This is a genomic window from Algoriphagus aquimarinus (genome assembly GCF_007997215.1).
Classification (GTDB): Bacteria; Bacteroidota; Bacteroidia; order Cytophagales; family Cyclobacteriaceae; genus Algoriphagus; species Algoriphagus aquimarinus_A.
The window spans coordinates 177,094-195,212 of sequence record NZ_VORW01000001.1 but is presented as its reverse complement, the minus strand read 5'-3'; the positions used below and the strand labels follow the sequence as shown (position 1 = coordinate 195,212).

Annotated in this window: 19 protein-coding genes; all 19 read left to right on the top strand. The window is 41.7% G+C overall.

The genetic code is table 11. The features are described 5' to 3' along the window. Positions 1-75 precede the first annotated feature (75 nt). On the top strand, positions 76-1,230 hold the full coding sequence (locus ESV85_RS00865; RefSeq protein WP_103923815.1) for a plasmid transfer protein: 1,155 nt from the start codon (positions 76-78) through the stop codon (positions 1,228-1,230). 2 nt (positions 1,231-1,232) lie between these two features. Then, positions 1,233-1,841 (top strand): conjugative transposon protein TraK, encoded by a 609-nt coding sequence (gene traK, locus ESV85_RS00860; RefSeq protein WP_103923816.1) that lies wholly within the window; start codon positions 1,233-1,235, stop codon positions 1,839-1,841. Further along, positions 1,819-2,250, top strand: a complete 432-nt coding sequence (locus tag ESV85_RS00855) for a hypothetical protein (RefSeq protein WP_103923817.1) — start codon at positions 1,819-1,821, stop codon at positions 2,248-2,250. The genes traK and ESV85_RS00855 overlap by 23 nt, the downstream gene beginning before the upstream one ends. Further along, positions 2,240-3,463: a conjugative transposon protein TraM gene (gene traM, locus ESV85_RS00850; protein ID WP_103923818.1), complete on the top strand. Its 1,224-nt coding sequence runs from the start codon at positions 2,240-2,242 to the stop codon at positions 3,461-3,463. Before ESV85_RS00855 ends, traM begins: the two co-directional genes overlap by 11 nt. Before the next feature lie 6 nt (positions 3,464-3,469). Next, entirely contained in the window at positions 3,470-4,306 is an 837-nt protein-coding gene (traN, locus tag ESV85_RS00845) for a conjugative transposon protein TraN (protein ID WP_103923819.1), read from the top strand. 42 nt (positions 4,307-4,348) lie between these two features. Beyond that, positions 4,349-6,340, top strand: a complete 1,992-nt coding sequence (locus ESV85_RS00840; RefSeq protein ID WP_103923820.1) for a type IV secretory system conjugative DNA transfer family protein — start codon at positions 4,349-4,351, stop codon at positions 6,338-6,340. Between the two features lie 11 nt (positions 6,341-6,351). Then, positions 6,352-6,981, top strand: a complete 630-nt coding sequence (locus ESV85_RS00835) for a M23 family metallopeptidase (RefSeq protein WP_103923821.1) — start codon at positions 6,352-6,354, stop codon at positions 6,979-6,981. Positions 6,982-6,991: 10 nt separating this feature from the next. Then, the gene (locus ESV85_RS00830; protein ID WP_103923822.1) at positions 6,992-7,918 is read left to right on the top strand and encodes a DUF4099 domain-containing protein; all 927 of its coding nucleotides are present in this window, start codon (positions 6,992-6,994) and stop codon (positions 7,916-7,918) included. Continuing rightward, on the top strand, positions 7,896-8,561 hold the full coding sequence (locus ESV85_RS00825) for a hypothetical protein (protein WP_146914381.1): 666 nt from the start codon (positions 7,896-7,898) through the stop codon (positions 8,559-8,561). Before ESV85_RS00830 ends, ESV85_RS00825 begins: the two co-directional genes overlap by 23 nt. 39 nt (positions 8,562-8,600) lie before the next feature. Further along, positions 8,601-9,722: a hypothetical protein gene (locus ESV85_RS00820; RefSeq protein WP_146914380.1), complete on the top strand. Its 1,122-nt coding sequence runs from the start codon at positions 8,601-8,603 to the stop codon at positions 9,720-9,722. Between the two features lie 70 nt (positions 9,723-9,792). Beyond that, positions 9,793-10,323, top strand: a complete 531-nt coding sequence (locus ESV85_RS00815; RefSeq protein WP_103923825.1) for a hypothetical protein — start codon at positions 9,793-9,795, stop codon at positions 10,321-10,323. A gap of 170 nt (positions 10,324-10,493) precedes the next feature. Then, a complete protein-coding gene (locus ESV85_RS00810) occupies positions 10,494-10,988 on the top strand; it encodes a hypothetical protein (RefSeq protein WP_146914379.1) in 495 nt (164 codons plus the stop codon). 446 nt (positions 10,989-11,434) lie between these two features. Next, the gene (locus ESV85_RS00805; RefSeq protein WP_146914378.1) at positions 11,435-11,785 is read left to right on the top strand and encodes a hypothetical protein; all 351 of its coding nucleotides are present in this window, start codon (positions 11,435-11,437) and stop codon (positions 11,783-11,785) included. A gap of 32 nt (positions 11,786-11,817) precedes the next feature. Beyond that, positions 11,818-12,792 carry a DUF3347 domain-containing protein gene (locus tag ESV85_RS00800; RefSeq protein ID WP_223275880.1) on the top strand — a complete coding sequence of 325 codons (975 nt, stop codon included), beginning with the start codon at positions 11,818-11,820 and terminating at the stop codon, positions 12,790-12,792. Positions 12,793-12,810: 18 nt separating this feature from the next. Then, the gene (locus tag ESV85_RS00795; protein ID WP_146914377.1) at positions 12,811-14,259 is read left to right on the top strand and encodes a multicopper oxidase family protein; all 1,449 of its coding nucleotides are present in this window, start codon (positions 12,811-12,813) and stop codon (positions 14,257-14,259) included. A gap of 44 nt (positions 14,260-14,303) precedes the next feature. Then, a complete protein-coding gene (locus ESV85_RS00790; RefSeq protein WP_146914376.1) occupies positions 14,304-14,894 on the top strand; it encodes a DUF3347 domain-containing protein in 591 nt (196 codons plus the stop codon). Then, a complete protein-coding gene (locus tag ESV85_RS00785) occupies positions 14,895-15,359 on the top strand; it encodes a heme-binding domain-containing protein (protein ID WP_146914375.1) in 465 nt (154 codons plus the stop codon). A gap of 87 nt (positions 15,360-15,446) precedes the next feature. Further along, positions 15,447-16,004, top strand: a complete 558-nt coding sequence (locus ESV85_RS00780) for a DUF2911 domain-containing protein (protein ID WP_146914374.1) — start codon at positions 15,447-15,449, stop codon at positions 16,002-16,004. Next, complete coding sequence (locus tag ESV85_RS00775) at positions 16,001-18,118, top strand: copper-translocating P-type ATPase (protein WP_146914373.1); 2,118 nt, start codon at positions 16,001-16,003, stop codon at positions 18,116-18,118. Before ESV85_RS00780 ends, ESV85_RS00775 begins: the two co-directional genes overlap by 4 nt. Position 18,119: the final 1 nt, after the last annotated feature.

Here is an 18,119-nt window from a genome sequence, read left to right as displayed (position 1 = left end):
AGGCTCATCACGCATGGTTATGGCTATCTAGGGCATTCCATGTGGCCATTGAAAATCAATTAATAATCACATGAAATGAAGAAGCTGATCACAGGACTATCTATTCTCCTTGGCTTGTCAATCCCCGGATTTGCTCAATCGGCCAACCATGACCAGTACAAGGAGACCATAAGCTATTTGCAGGGAAACAGCATTTACGACAGGGGAGTGATGACCTTCTTTGAAGAAATGAGGGATTATGGCTTTGCTCATTCCGACCCTTTCATGAGAGATGCTCAGACCTTGGCCTGTATTTTCATGCTGATTTTTTTTAGTCTCAAATGCTACGAAATGATGGCAGGGGATAAGAAGCTTGAAATTATGCCCCTTTTAAGACCTTTTGCGTTGGTGATTCTTTTGATGTGGTGGCCAATTTTCTGCCAGATCATAGCTTTTCCTACCGATTTGATCGCTGCCAAAACAGAAGCGCTTTTCGGGATCCAAAATGACACCAATAATGCTTTGCGACTTGACCGGGCGGCCTACATGATCGAGATGGCCGATCAGCTGGTGGAATATCAGGCAGTGACCGAGATGGCATCGGAACAGGCGCAAGAATCCGATAAAGATTTGGGGATGGTGATTGTGGATGGGGTAAAAGGATTTTTCTCCGATCAGATTCTAGCTCCTATTGTCCAAATGAGGATTAGGATGCAAACCAGCCTTCAACTGCTCGCTACCCAAATCATCGAATTGGTGGCCATATGGATTCTAAGGGTGTGTGTCTATATCATTTTCATGTTGCAGATCATCTATTCGACGGTGTTGGTGATACTTGGGCCATTTTCAGTGGTGGTGAGTATTCTTCCAGCCTTTCGGGATGCGTTCACTACCTGGATAGCAAGGTTTGTCTCCGTCAACCTTTATGTAGGAGTGGCATATTTGATTCTCTACATAACAGGAAGGCTCCAACAATATGCTTTGGAGGTAGAGATTGACAAGTACGAGTATTTGCTTTCAACCGGTGGTGGAGCAGATCGGCTTGAAAAAATGGCTTGGCTGGCATCCAATGGCTTTTTGAGTTTCGGGCTGGTGATTGTAGCATTTTTTGTCAGCGCAATTGCCATCACTACCGTGCCCTCGATTTCCACTTGGATCATTTCCACTTCAGGAATTTCCTCAGCAGCAACCACCGCCGGAAGGATGGGATCTTCCGCTTCAAAATCAATTTCAAGAGCTAAACTAATCTAACCATGATCATCCAAAACATTGAATCGAAAATCAGATTGGCAACGGTTCTTTCCCTTGGGAGCCTGATTACCTCAATCATTATCTGCGGCTTTGTTTCGGTTTACGCCTATAAACAGGTAGCCAACGCAAGGCAGTCCATTTATATCCTGGACAATGATATACCCATTTTGGCCAAGCAGGCCAATATGCAAATGAATAGGCCCGCTGAGTACAAAGCAGCCGTGGACTTATTTCATAGCCTTTTTTTCAACCTGACTCCCGACGATAAGCACATCGAATACCAAATGAGTCGGGCTATGTACTTCGTGGATGAGACAGGAGTCGGTCAATACAATAACCTGAAAGAAAAGGGCTACTTCAATTCCATTCTCTCCTCAAGTTCTGTGCTTTCTATCCAGACGGATTCGATTATCCTTGTTCAGAACAGGTTCCGGTATTACGGCAAGCAAAAGATAGATCGAAGAAGTGCCACGATCACCCGATCGATTATCACCGAAGGTGAATTAATAGATATCCCGAGAAGTGAGAATAACAGCCATGGGGTATTGATCACGAATTGGAAAACCATCGAAAATAAAGACCTGAGCAATGTTTCGAAAAACACCTTCTAAGGATCGGGAAACCACCATTTTCCAAGAACTTAAAAATGAGCTTTTTCCTCACATGGCAGGGGTTAATGGCCATTTGAAGGGGTTGATGGATCGTCATGCCAAAATCATTTTTTGTGTCATGCTTCTTCTCATCGTAGCCTCTTTCATACTGACCTTTTTTGTGCTGAATCCTAACCCGGAGAATCAGGCTGAACATATCAAAAAAGAACTGAAGGCCATTCCGGGAGAACTGTCAGGGGAATTTTCAGCATTACAGGATTTGACCCTGAGAGCTGCGAAAATGGCGGAGTTAAAGTCTGAGATAGAACGGATTATCGACAAGGATTCCATTTCAAAGTCGGATTCCGCATACCTGGAAAAAGCAATTGAGAAACTGCAATATTTTAACAACCACTCCCATGAAAATTGACTTCAAACAACCCAAATACATTCTGCCGATTATCATGCTCCCGTTTTTGTGTTTGCTGTTTTACGGGTATAAATCCTTCAGCAAAGACGGTCCGGCTGAGCCTGTTCAGGGGCTCAGTGGAATCCAATCCGAGATCGGCAAAGTATCGGAACAGATCCAGAAAAAACCGATTGATTCCAAACTGGATGCTTCGAGAGAAACCTATAAAAGAGCAAATGATGGATACACGGCTATCAAAGGCTTGGAACTGGAGGTTGAAGAATCCAGCCAAATCAAAACGCTGTATAACGAGGAGGAAAAACGGCTGCTGGATTCTATCGACAACGCTTTAAAAAGCGCAGGTCTTTACTCCGGAAAACCCGAAACAGGCAATTCGATCCCATCTGTTTTGCCACAACTTTCCAGACAGCAAAGCTTTTCTAAGGAAGATGAAGAATTACTGAATGCCATCAATCAGCTGGAAGGGAAAAAGACCCAAGTTCCCGCTAACAAATACGAAGATCCCATGGAGCTATTCAAAGCGCAGATGGCTGTGATAGACTCCATTTCCAAGGCGAATGATCCGGCTTATCAAGAGCTACAGCTAAAAGAAAAGGAGAACCAGCCAGTAGCCAAAGAGACCGAAAACGCAGTTTATCGGGTTCAGAAGTCAGAAGGGTCCGCTACCTTATTCAATACCGTCACCAGAGAAAAAAAGGGGAAGTTCATCGAAGCAATCATTGACCAGGATATCAAGAGCGGTACTCTTGGAGCCAGATTGAGAATCCGACTTTTAGATGATATTCTGATTGGAAATGCAATCGTGGGCAGAGGAACTTATCTCTATGCATTGATTTCCGGATATGAAGCTCAGCGAGTGAAGCTGACCATCTCTTCGGTCATGATCAATGACCGAATCTTCCCGATTAAACTCTCCATCTATGACGTGGATGGGATGGAAGGCCTGTATGTTCCGGCCAGTGCCTTCAGGGAATTTTCCAAAGAACTCGGAGGAAACACTACCGGAGGAATGAATCTGACTATGCAGCCAAACTCAGACGAATTGAGCCAACTGTATATGTCTGCCCTCCAACGAATGTTTACCTCAACTTCCCAAGCCGTTTCCAAATCCATCAAAAAGAACAAGGCCAATATCAAGTATGGGACTTCTGTCTATCTGATCGATACCAACGAATTGCAGGAAAACGGAAAAATGATCCAAAACCAAAACTGATTTGACATGACACAGAAAATAATAACTCTTATCCTTTGGGCGGTAACCATTTCGGTCTATGCCCAGCAGAACGGTACGCTGTTGAAAAGCCAACTTCCCAAGATCTATATCGACGAGGAAATCTCCCTTCACTTCCTTTCCCCCGAACCCATCCAATACGTGGATATCTCGACCGACAATATGATCGGAGATATTCCATTGGAAAATGTGTTTCGGGTAAAAGCCATCCGCGACAGTGTTTCCAACCTCAATGGTTACAATAAGTCTTTGGGAGTGGTTACCATTATCGGGCAGAAATTCATCGCGCAGTACGATTTATGGTATGCGCATGATGAGCGACAGCTGAAGACTCAAATTGAAATTCTCCCTATCAATACCAGTCCCTTGGAGGTCGGTAAAATTCCCCTGAGCGACCAAGAGCTTCGGTATTTTTCAATAGAGGCATTTAAAGGGAAGAAGAAGGATAACATCACCAAAAGCAGCCAGTATGGAGTTACCGGTCAGGTGAATAGTATCTACACCGTTGACGATTATATCTTTTTGGACATCTCCTTTACGAACAAGACCAATCTCAAATTTGATCTGGACCAGTTGAGATTTAAGATCGAGGACAAGCGAATCACCAAAGCAACCAATGTCCAATCCATAGAGATAGAACCGGAATACCAGCTTTTCACTCCGAAGAGCTTTGAGAAGAAATATCACAATATCTACGTGTTCAAAAAGTTCACCTTCCCCAATTCCAAGGTGTTCACCATCGAGCTTTCCGAATCCCAAATCAGTGGAAGAACGCTCTCTTTGGAGATAAAGTACGCTGATCTTTTGGCAGCAGACACGCTATGAATTTCACCAAAAGATGATTTTCCCCTCAATTAAGTCCATGCTATGAATGAGAAAAGAGAATTAAAAAGCCTTCACGCGACCTTTCAATTCATTGTTTACCTGATGGTGTTTTTGGACATTATGATGTTTGTCTATGCCCCACAGTTGTTGGCCATGGATGGGGTGGGAAGGTTTCTTTTTCCCCTTTTCGAAAAGCTGCAAAACCTGAAGATTTACAGTAATGTGCTTCTTGGCAAATTGGCCATTTTGATAGCGATTTGCCTTTCAGCCATCGGTACAGTATCGAGAAAGAACCTGGATTTAAACCCGAAAAATCAGATCATTTTTCCCTTGGCCATCGGGTTGATGCTATTCTTTGGTTCGATCTATCTCTACTCGCTGGAAGATTCATTTTTGGTGATGGATCTCACTTCCATTCAAGACCTCGGGTACAGCCTTTGTTTATTTATAGGGGCTGTTTTGATCCATACCTCATTGGACAATGTGTCGAAATTGATCAAATCGGGACTGGGAAAGGATGAATGGAATATCGAAGGGGAGTCCTTCATGCAAGACACCAAAAAAATCGAAAATCCCTATTCCGTCAACATCCCCATGAAGTTCTATTTCAGGGGAAAAGTCCGGAAAGGATGGATCAACTTGGTCAATCCATTTAGAGGGACTTTTGTGATTGGAACCCCAGGTTCCGGTAAGTCTTTCGGGGTGATTAATCCTTTTATCCGTCAGATGATAGGCAAGGGATTTACAATGTGCCTTTATGATTTCAAGTTTCCTGACTTGGCTCAGATTGCCTACTTCCACTATCTCAAAGCACAGGACAAGAAGAAAAACCTAAATTTCAAATTCCATGTCATCAATCTGGACGAGGTAGAATATTCCAGGAGGATTAATCCGATCAACAGAAGGTATTTGAAGACGGTGGCCAATGCTTCGGAAACAGCAGAGGCTATTTTTCAATCCCTTCAAAAATCTGATTCGTCCGGAGGAGCAGACAAGTTTTTCGAGCAATCCGCCATCAACTTTCTCTCCGCCTGTATCTTTTTTGTGTCTCGATATGAGGAAGGCAAATATTCCACCTTCGCCCATGTGCTGGATTTTCTCAACAGGGACTATGAGGATATTTTTAACTGTCTGACGAAATATCCCGAACTCAGATCCATGGTATCTCCCTTCCGAAGTGCCTTTGAAAAGAAGGTTTACAAACAGCTGGAAGGGCAGGTCGGTACCTTGAAGATTTTCCTTTCCAGACTGAATACCAAAGAAACCGCCTGGGTATTCAGCGGGGATGATTTCGACCTCAAAATCTCAGATCCCAATAGCCCATCCATTCTAGTCCTTGCCAATAGTACCGAAACGCAGAGTATCACAGGAACCTGCTATTCGGTCATTATCAACCGGCTAACCCGATTGATAAATACCAAAGGGAATCTTCCGACCGCCTTGATAGCGGATGAAGCGCCGACTTTTTATATCCATAAAATCGAAAACCTGATTTCAACTGCCCGGAGTAATAAAGTAGCGGTTTTACTCGGCCTTCAGGAGCTGCCCCAGTTAAACCAGCTTCAGGGAAAGGAAACAGCTTCGACCATGACCTCGGTGATCGGAAATGTCCTTTGTGGTTCAGTTCGCCATAAGGATACGCTTTCCTGGTTAGAGATGATGTTTGGAAAGCGAAAGCAATTGGGGCAGAGTGTTTCGATTGATCGGGATAAAACCTCGATTTCGTATAGTGAGCGATATGATCCGCTGATTCCTGCGGGTAAAATAGCGTCTATGCACACCGGGGAGATTGCTGGAATTATCGCCACAGAAGGAACTCAGTTTGACGGGAAATACAAAACATCCAATGTTCATTGTCGGGTCAATTTGGATATGAGGGAGATCAAGCAGGAGGAAAACTCCTATCGAAGCACTCCGAAATTCTATGATTTCAAAGGCAAGAAAGAAGAGATCCTGACCAAGCACTTTGAGAAAATCCATTTTCAGGTTACCGAGATTATTGAAAAGCACCGGGAAATGGCAATCCTAGATTAAGCCTTGAAATCATGCAAAGGAACCTATCGATTATACTTCTTTTTGTCGCTCACCAGGCATTTCCTCAATTCAATTCCATTGAATTTCGAAAGGAATTGACTTCCGTGAACGTGATCAAGCTGGCTGAATTGAAGCAAGAGGCGGAGAGAACTGAAATTCATTCGTTGTCCCAAGGAGAACTACCCATGGAAAAAGGGGAGGAACTTGTGTTGGCTTCCCTTCCCTTGGAGTATTTTTTCCTGACTTCAAAGTTTGGCTACCGCTCCGATCCATTTTCCGGGGAAACGAAATTTCATCGGGGAATCGATTTGAAAACCAAGCGTTCAAAGGTGCTTTCCATGCTTAATGGAATGGTTGTGTCGGTGGGCAATGATTCGCTTTTGGGAATTTTTGTCAAAGTCCAACACGGCAAGTATGAATCGACTTACGCTCACCTTTCTCAGTCCTTTGTAACAAATGGCGAGCGCGTCTTACCGGGTACGATCCTGGGAATTTCCGGAAGTACAGGAAGAGCTACTGGCGATCATCTGCACTTGAGTATTAAAAAGGGAAAGGAATATGTCAATCCAATCTTATTCATTCAATTGATTTCAAAACTATCGACTAAAGAAGAGGCAATAACTTATTTATCAAAACCATAAAGTAAGCACTATGAAAAGCCAAAATGGATTACCGATGAAGGATTTGGAGATTTTTGGAGTCATCAAAAACGGAAAATTTACCATTCCTGAAAAAGAAGTCAACGCCCTGAAAAATGGCGGAATGACTGATATCGTGGAATTGACCGATCTGAAAGGGAAGGATATTTACATCGATAAATTACCGGCTAGACTTTCGATAGTTAGGGGAGAAGATGGGAATCCTGCCTTGCGGATTGATCCGGTTTACATGGAACCGAACCGACATCCCAGTTTGAATGACTCTGAGCGGAATCAGCTGGTCCGGAAAGAATTGGCCAACATCAAAAAAAGCTATGTGGACAAAGAAGGAAACATTCAGACCGACATTATCGAGTACGATCAGCGAACCAAACAATTTCTCTCCTACAATCCCCGAGACATCAAAGCTCCTCAATCGGTTAATGGGCAAGAACTCGATCCACACCAAAAGAAGACATACAAGGAAGGGGAAACGGTGCTGTTGGCAGATGGGACAGCATTTCAACTTTCGCCATCTGCTCCTAAGGGACTCAGATCAAATAAATCCGGGTTAGTCCTTTCAGTTTTGATTGATGGGGGCTTGTCCTACCTATTGATCACCGGTGTTCAGAAATTGCTAGGAAAGGAGAGCCAGGAGAATAAAGCGTATAGCGAAGGATACCTTCAAGCCATCAAGGAGGTTCAAAAACAAGCAGAGCGACGAATTTCCCGAAACCCAAATGACAGGGATGCAATCCGTGATTTGAACAACATCAAGGAGGAATACTCCAAGATTTCGGCAGATTCCTCACTCCCAAAAGCGATTAGGGATGAATTCGATATCAATGTCATCAAGCGGCTAAACAGCATCGATACGGAGGAAGGAAAGAACCCAAGAAAACGCTTCGGACAAGAAAATGGCTTTGACAGAGACCTTTGATATTTTGAGCTACAAAGGGGTGGATAAGGCTATCCAAGGTCTGTTTTCCAAGTTTGCCCATCAGGATCAAACGGGCCAGATCGTTTTCGATTTTTTTGATGAGCAAGGCGGAAAAGTGGATTGTGAAATACTGAGCCTTTACCGGAATAAGCAGGCTTCCAGAGGAATTTCTGTCCTTAATCTTTCAGAAGATTCGCGGACAATTTTTGTCTCTGATTCCTATGCTTCCCTGATCTGTTTTGCCAATCAGTTCAAATCCAGAATCTCATTTGATGAAGCTGGCTTCTTGATCATCGGGGCTGAGTTTGACTTGAGCTTGCTGACCCAAGCATTCAGGAAGGTCTCAAAAAAGGCCAAGATCAATACCGTTTTTAGCACCTCGATTTTGGGAAGGGTGATGGATTGTAAAGTTCAGGATCTGGTTTATGATCGGAACTGCGGGTATTATTTGTACAATGATTGTGTTCAGCTTAAAAACCCTAAAAAGAATAAGGTCTCTAAGGAATCGATTTTCACCTTTTCACTTCGAACCTACTGCATTTCGCAAGCGATCATTCAAACCGTCCGGACATTTAAGCCTAAACAAAAGGGAGTAGAGTCCTTTTATCAGCTAAACCAGCTGCATTGGAAAGATCTCGATTGATATGGTTTTGCTATATTTAAACGCTTGTCACCCAAAATTATGGAGAATAATAATCTTGAATTCCTTAAAAAGAACCTGAAATTCCTTGGCTTTGGCACTTCGTTAAATGCTGCACTTGAAGCTAAAGTTTCTGAGCGACAGGAGTTCTTTAAAATCGGAGTTTCAGCCGATTTTAATGCCAGGCAAAAGGATGGAAGCCTGGTAAAGGACAAGGTTAATTATGAGCTGAATTTCTCGAGATCTTCGAAGCCCTACCATTATTTTTTGGATAGCGTAAAAGTCACCCTTAATGACCAAATCCAGAACACATTTTCGTATGGAAAGGGAAATGACGTGACGGCAAAGGAAGCCTATAATTTGCTCAGAGGAGCTTCTGTTTTGAAGAAGGCCATCCTAATCGACAAGTTTACTTTGAGCTTTATTGACGATGCGGGAATAAGAGGGAAGGAAATGATAGTATCCAGCACTGAAGAGGCTTCCAAGATCATCGCCGAAAATGTGAAGAATAAGATCAATGTTCACGGTTCATACGATCTCTATGCAAAGGGCTACCTGTTGAGATCCTATGATGGAGCAACCGGCAAAGACTTTTCATCCATGCCTGAAGGCAAAGTATTTCTTTCCTATTCCTACTTTGATAGATCAACCAATCAGCATGAAACATCCCATCATCTTTATGACAACTTAAACCTGGCCTTGGATGCAAAGGAGGCCCTTCTAAAAAATGCTAATCCTGAGCAGGATATCAAAGGCTTCAAGATTCTGCATGAGTCTAAGTCCCATAAAATTTTTGAGTTTGATCGAGAGGGCAATGAAGTGTCGGTCGAAGCTCCGAAGCGAAATGAGAACATTTGGATCAAATTGGATTTTGATCAAAAGACCGAGGATGGAAATTATGGCTTCAAGAAATTCTATCAGAACTATGGCTTCAACCTGGAATCTGAACTTGGCAGATTCCCGATCAATGAGCTGGTAACTCCTCAGGAAAAGGAAATGCTTATTTCAAGTTTAGGTCGTGGAAATATCCAAATGGCTACTTTGGAGACCGGGCAGCCGGTATTGATTGAGGCCGATCCTCAGTTTAAGAAAATCCAGTTTTATGACATGGATTTCAAGAAATTGAACGTTTTACCTTCACTGTCTCAGGAAATGGGTAGGTGAGGGTGGTTAAGCGAACCAATCCTAGTCGCTTTACCTAACTCTTTTATAGAAAAGGCTTAAATAGAAGATATTGGAAAATATTCGGCACATTTTACAACTAGAAGACCAAGAAGACTTTGATGAGGCATTCGCCTTGTATAAAGAGCTTTATGAAAGAAACTCAACTGATTTTGAAATCTGGAAACACTTTTACTTTTTTCTTTGGATTGCCATTGAAGATGCTTCATCAGAGTTTCACGATAGAATAAATCTTAGACAAAGGCTGAGAAAAATGTATGAAGAGGGGCAAAAAAGTTTTCAAAATTTAACTGAATTCAAATTCATCGCTGGGTGGACAGTTTCTATTTTTCCTGATGAATACGGTGATAATGAAGACTTAGAAAGTCAAGGAAAAGAATTGCTTCGACAAGCTCATCATGAGCATCCTGACGACAAAATTTATAAAATGGCTTACCTCGGTAGTTTGGACTCTAAGAAAGAGGAATATAAAAAAGCTGAATTTGAAGCAGGTTCCGAAGTTTTGAAAAGGTTTCAAGGCCCCGGACTTCTGAACCGTTATTTTATACAAGTCTTAGGTAGAAAAAATGAAACGCCTAAGTAACACCACCGTGTATGATATTGGCTGTGATAGTTAATCAGCCAGGTTCTTAACTTTTTAAGAAAGTTACTTGCTGATATCCTTGAAATTGATTCGTAGACAACTGTAAGTCAAATAGACCAATCGGCCTTGAAATTTTAAGTATTTAATTTTAAACTAAACCATTTTACGCCATGAGAAACTTGAAATACCTGTTAGTACTCGCTGTAGTTGTTTTTTCTTTTAGCTGTTCTTCTGAGGATGAGACTCCAAAATCTGTTGAAAAATCTGTGACCATCGAAGTTGAAATGGATGGTAATTACGCCGACTATTTGGTGACTTTTTCGGTTCACAGCATGCTGAGCGGCACATCTACTTTTGTCGCTCCGGTGTTGGATCAGCCGACCGAACTCACCTGGACTCAAGTGATCGAACAAGGCAATACCTACACACTTTCTTTCGAGCCAGAAGTCCCAACCATTTCAGCCACTTCCTCAGCCCCGATCCATAGCCTGGGTCTAGTTTTCAATGCCGTTCACTTGGGAGGAGAAACCGATGATTCTTTCCAGCCACTTTCAGCGACAGTCAGTGTTTTGGCCGATGGGGAAGCCTATCGACAGTTTGAGTATGAGTCCTTGTCTCCCGGAGAGGTTTCTGTGCCACTTGCTGAGGAAATTAATTTTCAATAGTTTGGTAAAGGATATGTTGGTCTGTAAAAATTTAGGGTCCAACAACATTTCAATTACCTACGACTATCAATTTGATGCCGTCATAGTTTGTAAGGATTGTGAACTTTGGAGTCGGATAAAAATTGATGAATGTTGCAAGAATCCTTACGAGATATTTGTTTTTCAGTATGTCGATGGAAAACCTACATTTCTTCGGGAACAATGTTTGAATTGCGACGGCTGTTCCAATATGAACAAACTGTTGAATTTTAAAAAATACTCGGAAATGGTCGATGAAAGGTTTTCTTTTTCGAACATTAGACCTGAGGAATACAAATCTGAACTGAAGCCAAGATTTCAGAGCGGTTAGCCCAATTCATTCTGGGAGTGTCGGCTGATATTGGCGCCATAAAAAGACAACAAAAATCGTGTATCTTCGTCTCCTAGATATGCAAAAGTTTGCACTCATGGCGTTTTTAATTTCTCTTGGATTCTTTTTGAACCCATCAGATACCTATGCTTGCGGTAAGTCGAGCGAAAAAGCTGAGAGTCCCAAGACTGAGACGTGTGACAGCGAATATGATTCTGAAACCAAGAAATGCTGCGCAAATGGTCATTCTGAAAAAGATTCAGAAGGATGTAACGGACAGTGTTCGGATCACGCTTGCCATTGCCCATCCAATAGTCCTATTCCGCTATTGCTTACCAATGCCCAATTTTCAGGTGGTTTGAAATGGAGCGAATCTATCTTTTACTATCAGAGAACCAATTATTCATCAGGTTTTTTATCAGTTTGGCTACCGCCTAAAATAGGCTGATTTTTTTCCATTACAGCCACAGAACTGTCTAATTGAAAGCAATTACCGGCTTTCTTAATAATTTCTTTCCCTCATTAAAATTTAAAAAAATGAAATCAATAAAAATATTGATGGCAATCATGGCATTGCTATCGTCTACAGCTATAAATGCTCAAATCAAAAACACTAAAACCGAGAGTGTAAAAATTTATGGGAACTGCCAAATGTGCGAAGCAACCATTGAAAGAGCGGGTAATGTAAAAAATGCAGTGGAGGTAGATTGGAATAAAGATACCAAAATGGCTACAATCACCTTTGATGAAAAATTGACCAATTCTGATGAGATCTTGAAGCGCATTGCATTGGCAGGTTACGATAGCGACCAGTTTCTTGCGCCAGATAAAGCGTATGCAATACTTTCTGAATGTTGTCAATACGAAAGAATAAATAAAAAAGAAACCATCATGCCAAACTCGAGTATGAAAATGGAAAAACATTCCGAACAGCCCGTAAAAATGGGAAGCCATGCCAACCACGGCGCGGAAATGGGGATGAAAAATGGGGAAAAACCCTCAGAAAACATTCAGATGCAAAATGCCGGTGAGCTTCAGCCTGTTTTCGACCGATACTTTGATTTAAAAGATGCCTTGGTGCAATCAGATGGGAAGTCAGCATCCACTGCAGCAAAGGCTCTCGTAACTGCAATCCGCAAAGTGAAAATGGGCGAACTGGAACCAAAAACCCATGAAGCGTGGATGGTGAAAATGAAAGCATTAAGCGAAAATGCAGAAAAAATCAGCGAGTCCACCGATGCTGATGATCAACGCGTTTATTTTTCAGGTCTTTCACAGCCTATGTATGAGTTGATGAAGCTTTCTACAGCCGGACCAACCGTTTATTACCAAAAATGTCCCATGTACAACAATGGGAAAGGAGCAAACTGGCTTAGTAAAGAAAGCTCTATCAAGAATCCATATTATGGGTCAATGATGATGACTTGCGGAAGTACCGTTGAAAAAATTAATTAATCCCAATGTTGTAGCTGAATGAACAGAAGTGAATTTTTAAAGAGAATGGGATTGGGTACAGTTGCCATTGCGGCAGGACCAAGTCTTTTGACTTCATGCATGGATCATGGCATGGGAGGAGAAGCTCCAAATGTTGTGGACGGTGTATTTAATAATCCATTGAAGGTCCCTGAAACAATCAATGGTACTTCAGCTCTGAGTGCTCAAGGTGGTATGGAAACCTTGGGAAATGGCGGGGAAGTATCGGTATTGGGATACGGAGTTGGACTGTTGGGCCCCACGATTAGAGTCCAAAAAGATCAGAATGTAAACCTTAATTTTACAAATAAACTGTCAGAACATACCAATATTCATTGGCATGGTTTAGTGATCCCAGCCGCAATGGACGGCCACCCAGATCACATGATCATGCCCAATGAATCTTTTAACTTTCAATTTCCAGTCATCCAACAAGCTGGGACAAACTGGTACCATCCTCACCTGCATGGCCTCACTGGCAAGCAGGTTACCAAAGGATTGGCAGGAATGTTTATTGTGGAAAGCGAAGAAGAAAAAGCACTCAATCTCCCTAGTGGTGCTTATGAAGTTCCGTTAATAATTCAGGATAAGCGCCTCAATTCCGGCGGTGGCATTACATACAACCCAACTATGGGGGAGGTAATGACAGGTTTCTTGGGCGAAACTATTTTAGTGAACGGAACCAACAAGCCTTTTCTTGAAGTCGAATCTCGTTTTTATCGTTTTCGAATTCTCAATGGTTCCACCGCTAGGATCTACAACCTAGCATTGAGCGATGGTGGGGATTTCTATGTGATCGGTTCAGACGGTGGGCTGCTGCCAAAGCCAGAAATCGTAAAAAACTTGTTGCTAAGCTCCGGAGAAAGAGCAGATATCCTCATTGATTTTTCAAATGTTAAAGAGGGTAAAATGCTTTACCTTATGAATGAGAAGTTTTCCGGTATGGGATCCGCTCAAGGAGACCAAAGCTTCAACATCATAAGATTCAATGTTAGGAATAGCGAAAATGCCGAATTCATTTTACCAACTTCGCTGATACCGTTAACCAATCTTTCAGGTGCCAGTAAGACAAGACCCTTCAAGCTTACCATGAATATGGGCCAAAATATGAGTGGCATGCATCAAATCAATGGAAAAGTATTTGAATCTGATCGGATTGATGAGACGGTGGAACTGAGATCTACAGAGATTTGGGAATTTGATAACACTAGTGGTGATGAAGCCCATCCTATGCATGTGCATGGTGTCCACTTTCAAATTGTAGCACGGACCGGAGGCCGAAATACGATAGTACCCCATGAAAGAGGTTGGAAAGATACTGTGTTAGTTGCTCCTAGGGAAAAGGTTCAGGTAATCATGAAATTTGAACAACTAGGCAAATTCGTAGTCCATTGTCATAATTTGGAACATGAGGACGACGGGATGATGTTGAACTTTAAAGTCCTATAAAACATATTAATTAAATTAGTTAATAGAAATTAAAATCTAACAAAATGAATAAGATACTATTTATAACATTAATAATTTCTTTGGGAGCATGTCAATCCAAAGAAACAAAAGAAGCAGAATCAAACGAACAGCATCATGATGCCTCGGCAACAAATTCCGAGACTATGGATGTAAAGGCTGAAACAAAAGCTGGCAATACGCAGGAAGATGCTATGGATAATCTAATTACCGAGTATCTGAATCTGAAAAATGCCTTAACAGCAGATAATGCTAAAGATGCGGCAAGATTTGGCGAAAAGGTAGTATCGGAGATTTCTGAGTTTGATGTTGATTCTTTTACTTCCGAGCAGAAAAAGATCTATGACGAAGTGATGGATGATGCTCTGGAGCAGGCAGAGCATATTGCCGACAATGCCAATAATATAGCTCATCAAAGAGAGCATTTTGCCATGTTGAGTAGGGATGTCGATGATCTCCTTGGTGTTTTTGGAACTTCCAAAGTACTCTACCAAGATTTTTGCCCGATGTATGAAGATGGCAAAGGGGCTGTTTGGATCAGTGAATACAAGGAAATAAAGAATCCTTATCTTGGCACCAAAATGTTGACCTGCGGCTCCATAAAAAAGGAACTGTAAATGTTAAGATTGAGATACTTTAAAATATTTTTCCTGATCGGGTTTGGTGTTTTGGTATTGATACAATTTTACCAGCCTGCCCGCAATATGGATGAGGGTCAGGTTACACCTTTACACATTACAGAAGTATTAGATATACCCGTTAACGTAAGACAAATCCTCCAAACCTCCTGTTATGACTGCCACAGCAACAACACGAATTACCCTTGGTATTCATACATACAACCTGGGAGGATTTTAATGGAATACCATATAAAAGAAGGAAAAGAAAATCTGAATTTTAGTGAATTTGGTAGCTATTCTAAGCGTAAACAAGAAAACAAATTAGATAGAATTTCAAAACAAATAAAAGCAAATGATATGCCTCTTAGGTCCTATACCTTTATTCATAGAGATTCAAAATTATCAGAGTCAGACAAAATTGAAATAGTAAATTGGGTAAATAGAGAACTGAAACAAAAGTAATGGAGTAGGTTAACTTGCTTCCCATTAAATTGAAAAAAAATCATTATCCTCACTATTAGTTTAACATATAAATTTTACCAAAAACTTATGAAAAAATTAATTATAATACTACTATTTGGTTTGTCACCTATTATTACTTTCGCTCAACACGAACATCATCAGACAGAGAAAGATACTACTGTAAAATCCAAAAGTCCCCGTACATCCGCTATGGCAATGATTGGAGACAACCATATACATATTGATTATGGCTCCCCAAGCGTAAGGGGACGTAACATTTGGAATGGTCTGGTCGCTTATGGACAAGTTTGGGCGACTGGTGCGCACAAAGCTACGTGGATTGAATTTTCGGAGGATGTAACAATCAACAATCAACTAATTGCTAAAGGAAAGTATGGGTTTTTTACCATTCCAAATGAGGGGGAGTGGATACTTATACTTAGTAAAGATTGGGATATGCATTTGGCGGATGATTACAATTCGGAAAACGATCTGATCAGGATAAAAGTTAAACCAAAAAAGAATGATGATCTCATTGAATCCTTACAATATCAGGTAGTTAAAACAGATGAAAACCAAGGCAAAATAGAGATAAGTTGGGAGTTTGTGAGCGTTTCGTTTGATTTCAAAAACGCTGAAAAGTGAGAAAATATACGTGTCCGATGCACCTTCAGGTGCTCAAAGACGAACCGGGAAAATGTCCTATTTGTGGGATGGACTTGGTGCCTTTTGGAGAAAAGGCCAAACATTCTCACCATTCCAAATCTTCAAAGCACCCGGCGGAACATTCAAAAGCTGATTTTGACAAACACGAAGGTCATCATACCAGTGACTTCATCCAGAGGTTTTGGGTAAGTTTAATTCTTACGGTTCCCATTTTGCTGCTATCTCATATGATACAGCAATGGTTAGGATTCAGCATTTCCTTCCCTGGAGACAGATACGTTTTAATGGCATTGGGAACAGCCATTTATATTTATGGGGGGATGCCATTTCTGAAGGGAATGGTTGGCGAAATAAAATCCAAAGCCATTGGTATGATGACTTTGGTCGCATTGGCTATATCAGTGGCCTACTTCTACAGTATGGCTGTAGCTCTTGGATTTCCAGGAATGGATTTCTTTTGGGAGCTTGCCACCTTGATTGTAATTATGCTATTAGGGCATTGGCTGGAGATGCGTTCTCAAATGGCTGCTTCAAAGGCATTACAGTCTTTGGTGGCTTTACTGCCCAATGAAGTAACTATTGAACGCAATGGTGAAGCAGTTAAAATAAAGTTGGAAGAGCTTATGAATGACGATACTGTCATCATTAAGCCAGGAGAGAAAATTGCCGCTGATGGATTGGTATTGGAAGGTTCTTCTTCTGTCAATGAAAGTATGCTTACGGGCGAAAGTGTACCTGTGAAAAAGCAGGTAGATGCAAAAGTCATTGCAGGCTCGATAAATGGGGATGGGGTTTTAAAGATTAAGGCTACTGGAGTAGGCAAAGACAGCTACCTCAATAAGGTAATCAATCTGGTGCAGGATGCACAGGCAGCAAAATCCAACACCCAAAACCTTGCAGATAGGGTTGCCAAATGGCTCACCTTCATTGCTATCGCTGTTGGCGTGGGAACTTTTATTTTTTGGTACAGCAATAGCGGAGATTTATCCTTTGCATTAGAACGAATGGTAACGGTAATGGTCACCGCTTGCCCTCACGCTTTGGGGGTTGCTATCCCATTAGTAGTTGCTATCTCTACAACCCTTTCTGCTACAAATGGCCTCTTAATCAGGAATAGGACTGCTTTTGAGACCACAAGGAAATTATCGGTAATCATTTTTGACAAAACCGGAACACTTACTGAAGGATCTCACAGGGTTCAGAAAACTATTCCGTTAACAGATAAATATACTGAGGATGATATCATCCAATACGCAGCAGCAGTTCAGCAAAATTCAGAACACCATATTGCAAAAGGTGTACTCCAAACTCTAAAAGACAAAAATCTCGAGCTGTGGAAATCAGAGAACTTTCAGTTGATGCAGGGAATTGGTGTGTCGGGAACCGTTGAAGGTAAGTCTGTAGTAGCAGCCGGGCCGAATTATTTCAAGGACAAAACTTTAGCCCTGCCTGACCTTCCTAAGGACATCAATCAAGATGCCGAAACCGTGAATTTTTTGCTGATTGACGATGAAGTAGTGGGTATAATTACGTTGGCAGATACCATTCGTGAAGGCTCACAGCAGGCAATTGATGATTTGAAGGATATGAACATCAAATCATACTTACTTACTGGCGATAATGAAAAAATTGCTGCAGCAGTGAGCAATGAGTTGAAAATGGACGGTTTTTTTGCCAACGTGCTCCCGCACAACAAGCAAGAGAAAATTAAAGAATTCCAAGCCAAAGGCGAAATTGTAGCGATGACAGGGGATGGGGTCAATGATGCACCTGCGTTGGCACAGGCAGATGTGGGGATAGCTGTGGGTTCAGGAACCGATGTGGCCGCCGAAACCGCTGATATCATTCTGGTAAATAGCGACCCAAGAGATGTAGCCAAAATGATCGATTTCGGAAAACGAACCTACCAGAAAATGATACAAAACCTTATTTGGGCAGTAGGTTATAATATTATCGCTATTCCCCTTGCCGCAGGTGTGCTCTATCCAAACTTTGTACTAAGCCCTGCTATGGGTGCAGTGTTAATGAGTGTCAGTACCATAGTAGTTGCTATAAATGCAAGCTTATTAAAACTAAATAATTCAAATTCCTAAA

Bases quoted from the DNA above. Each gene is read 5' to 3' on its own strand.
- ESV85_RS00865 (WP_103923815.1), top strand. From the start codon at position 76: ATGAAGAAGCTGATCACAGGACTATCTATTCTCCTTGGCTTGTCAATC.
- traK (WP_103923816.1), top strand. From the start codon at position 1,233: ATGATCATCCAAAACATTGAATCGAAAATCAGATTGGCAACGGTTCTT.
- ESV85_RS00855 (WP_103923817.1), top strand. From the start codon at position 1,819: ATGTTTCGAAAAACACCTTCTAAGGATCGGGAAACCACCATTTTCCAA.
- traM (WP_103923818.1), top strand. From the start codon at position 2,240: ATGAAAATTGACTTCAAACAACCCAAATACATTCTGCCGATTATCATG.
- traN (WP_103923819.1), top strand. From the start codon at position 3,470: ATGACACAGAAAATAATAACTCTTATCCTTTGGGCGGTAACCATTTCG.
- ESV85_RS00840 (WP_103923820.1), top strand. From the start codon at position 4,349: ATGAATGAGAAAAGAGAATTAAAAAGCCTTCACGCGACCTTTCAATTC.
- ESV85_RS00835 (WP_103923821.1), top strand. From the start codon at position 6,352: ATGCAAAGGAACCTATCGATTATACTTCTTTTTGTCGCTCACCAGGCA.
- ESV85_RS00830 (WP_103923822.1), top strand. From the start codon at position 6,992: ATGAAAAGCCAAAATGGATTACCGATGAAGGATTTGGAGATTTTTGGA.
- ESV85_RS00825 (WP_146914381.1), top strand. From the start codon at position 7,896: ATGGCTTTGACAGAGACCTTTGATATTTTGAGCTACAAAGGGGTGGAT.
- ESV85_RS00820 (WP_146914380.1), top strand. From the start codon at position 8,601: ATGGAGAATAATAATCTTGAATTCCTTAAAAAGAACCTGAAATTCCTT.
- ESV85_RS00810 (WP_146914379.1), top strand. From the start codon at position 10,494: ATGAGAAACTTGAAATACCTGTTAGTACTCGCTGTAGTTGTTTTTTCT.
- ESV85_RS00805 (WP_146914378.1), top strand. From the start codon at position 11,435: ATGGCGTTTTTAATTTCTCTTGGATTCTTTTTGAACCCATCAGATACC.
- ESV85_RS00795 (WP_146914377.1), top strand. From the start codon at position 12,811: ATGAACAGAAGTGAATTTTTAAAGAGAATGGGATTGGGTACAGTTGCC.
- ESV85_RS00790 (WP_146914376.1), top strand. From the start codon at position 14,304: ATGAATAAGATACTATTTATAACATTAATAATTTCTTTGGGAGCATGT.
- ESV85_RS00785 (WP_146914375.1), top strand. From the start codon at position 14,895: ATGTTAAGATTGAGATACTTTAAAATATTTTTCCTGATCGGGTTTGGT.
- ESV85_RS00780 (WP_146914374.1), top strand. From the start codon at position 15,447: ATGAAAAAATTAATTATAATACTACTATTTGGTTTGTCACCTATTATT.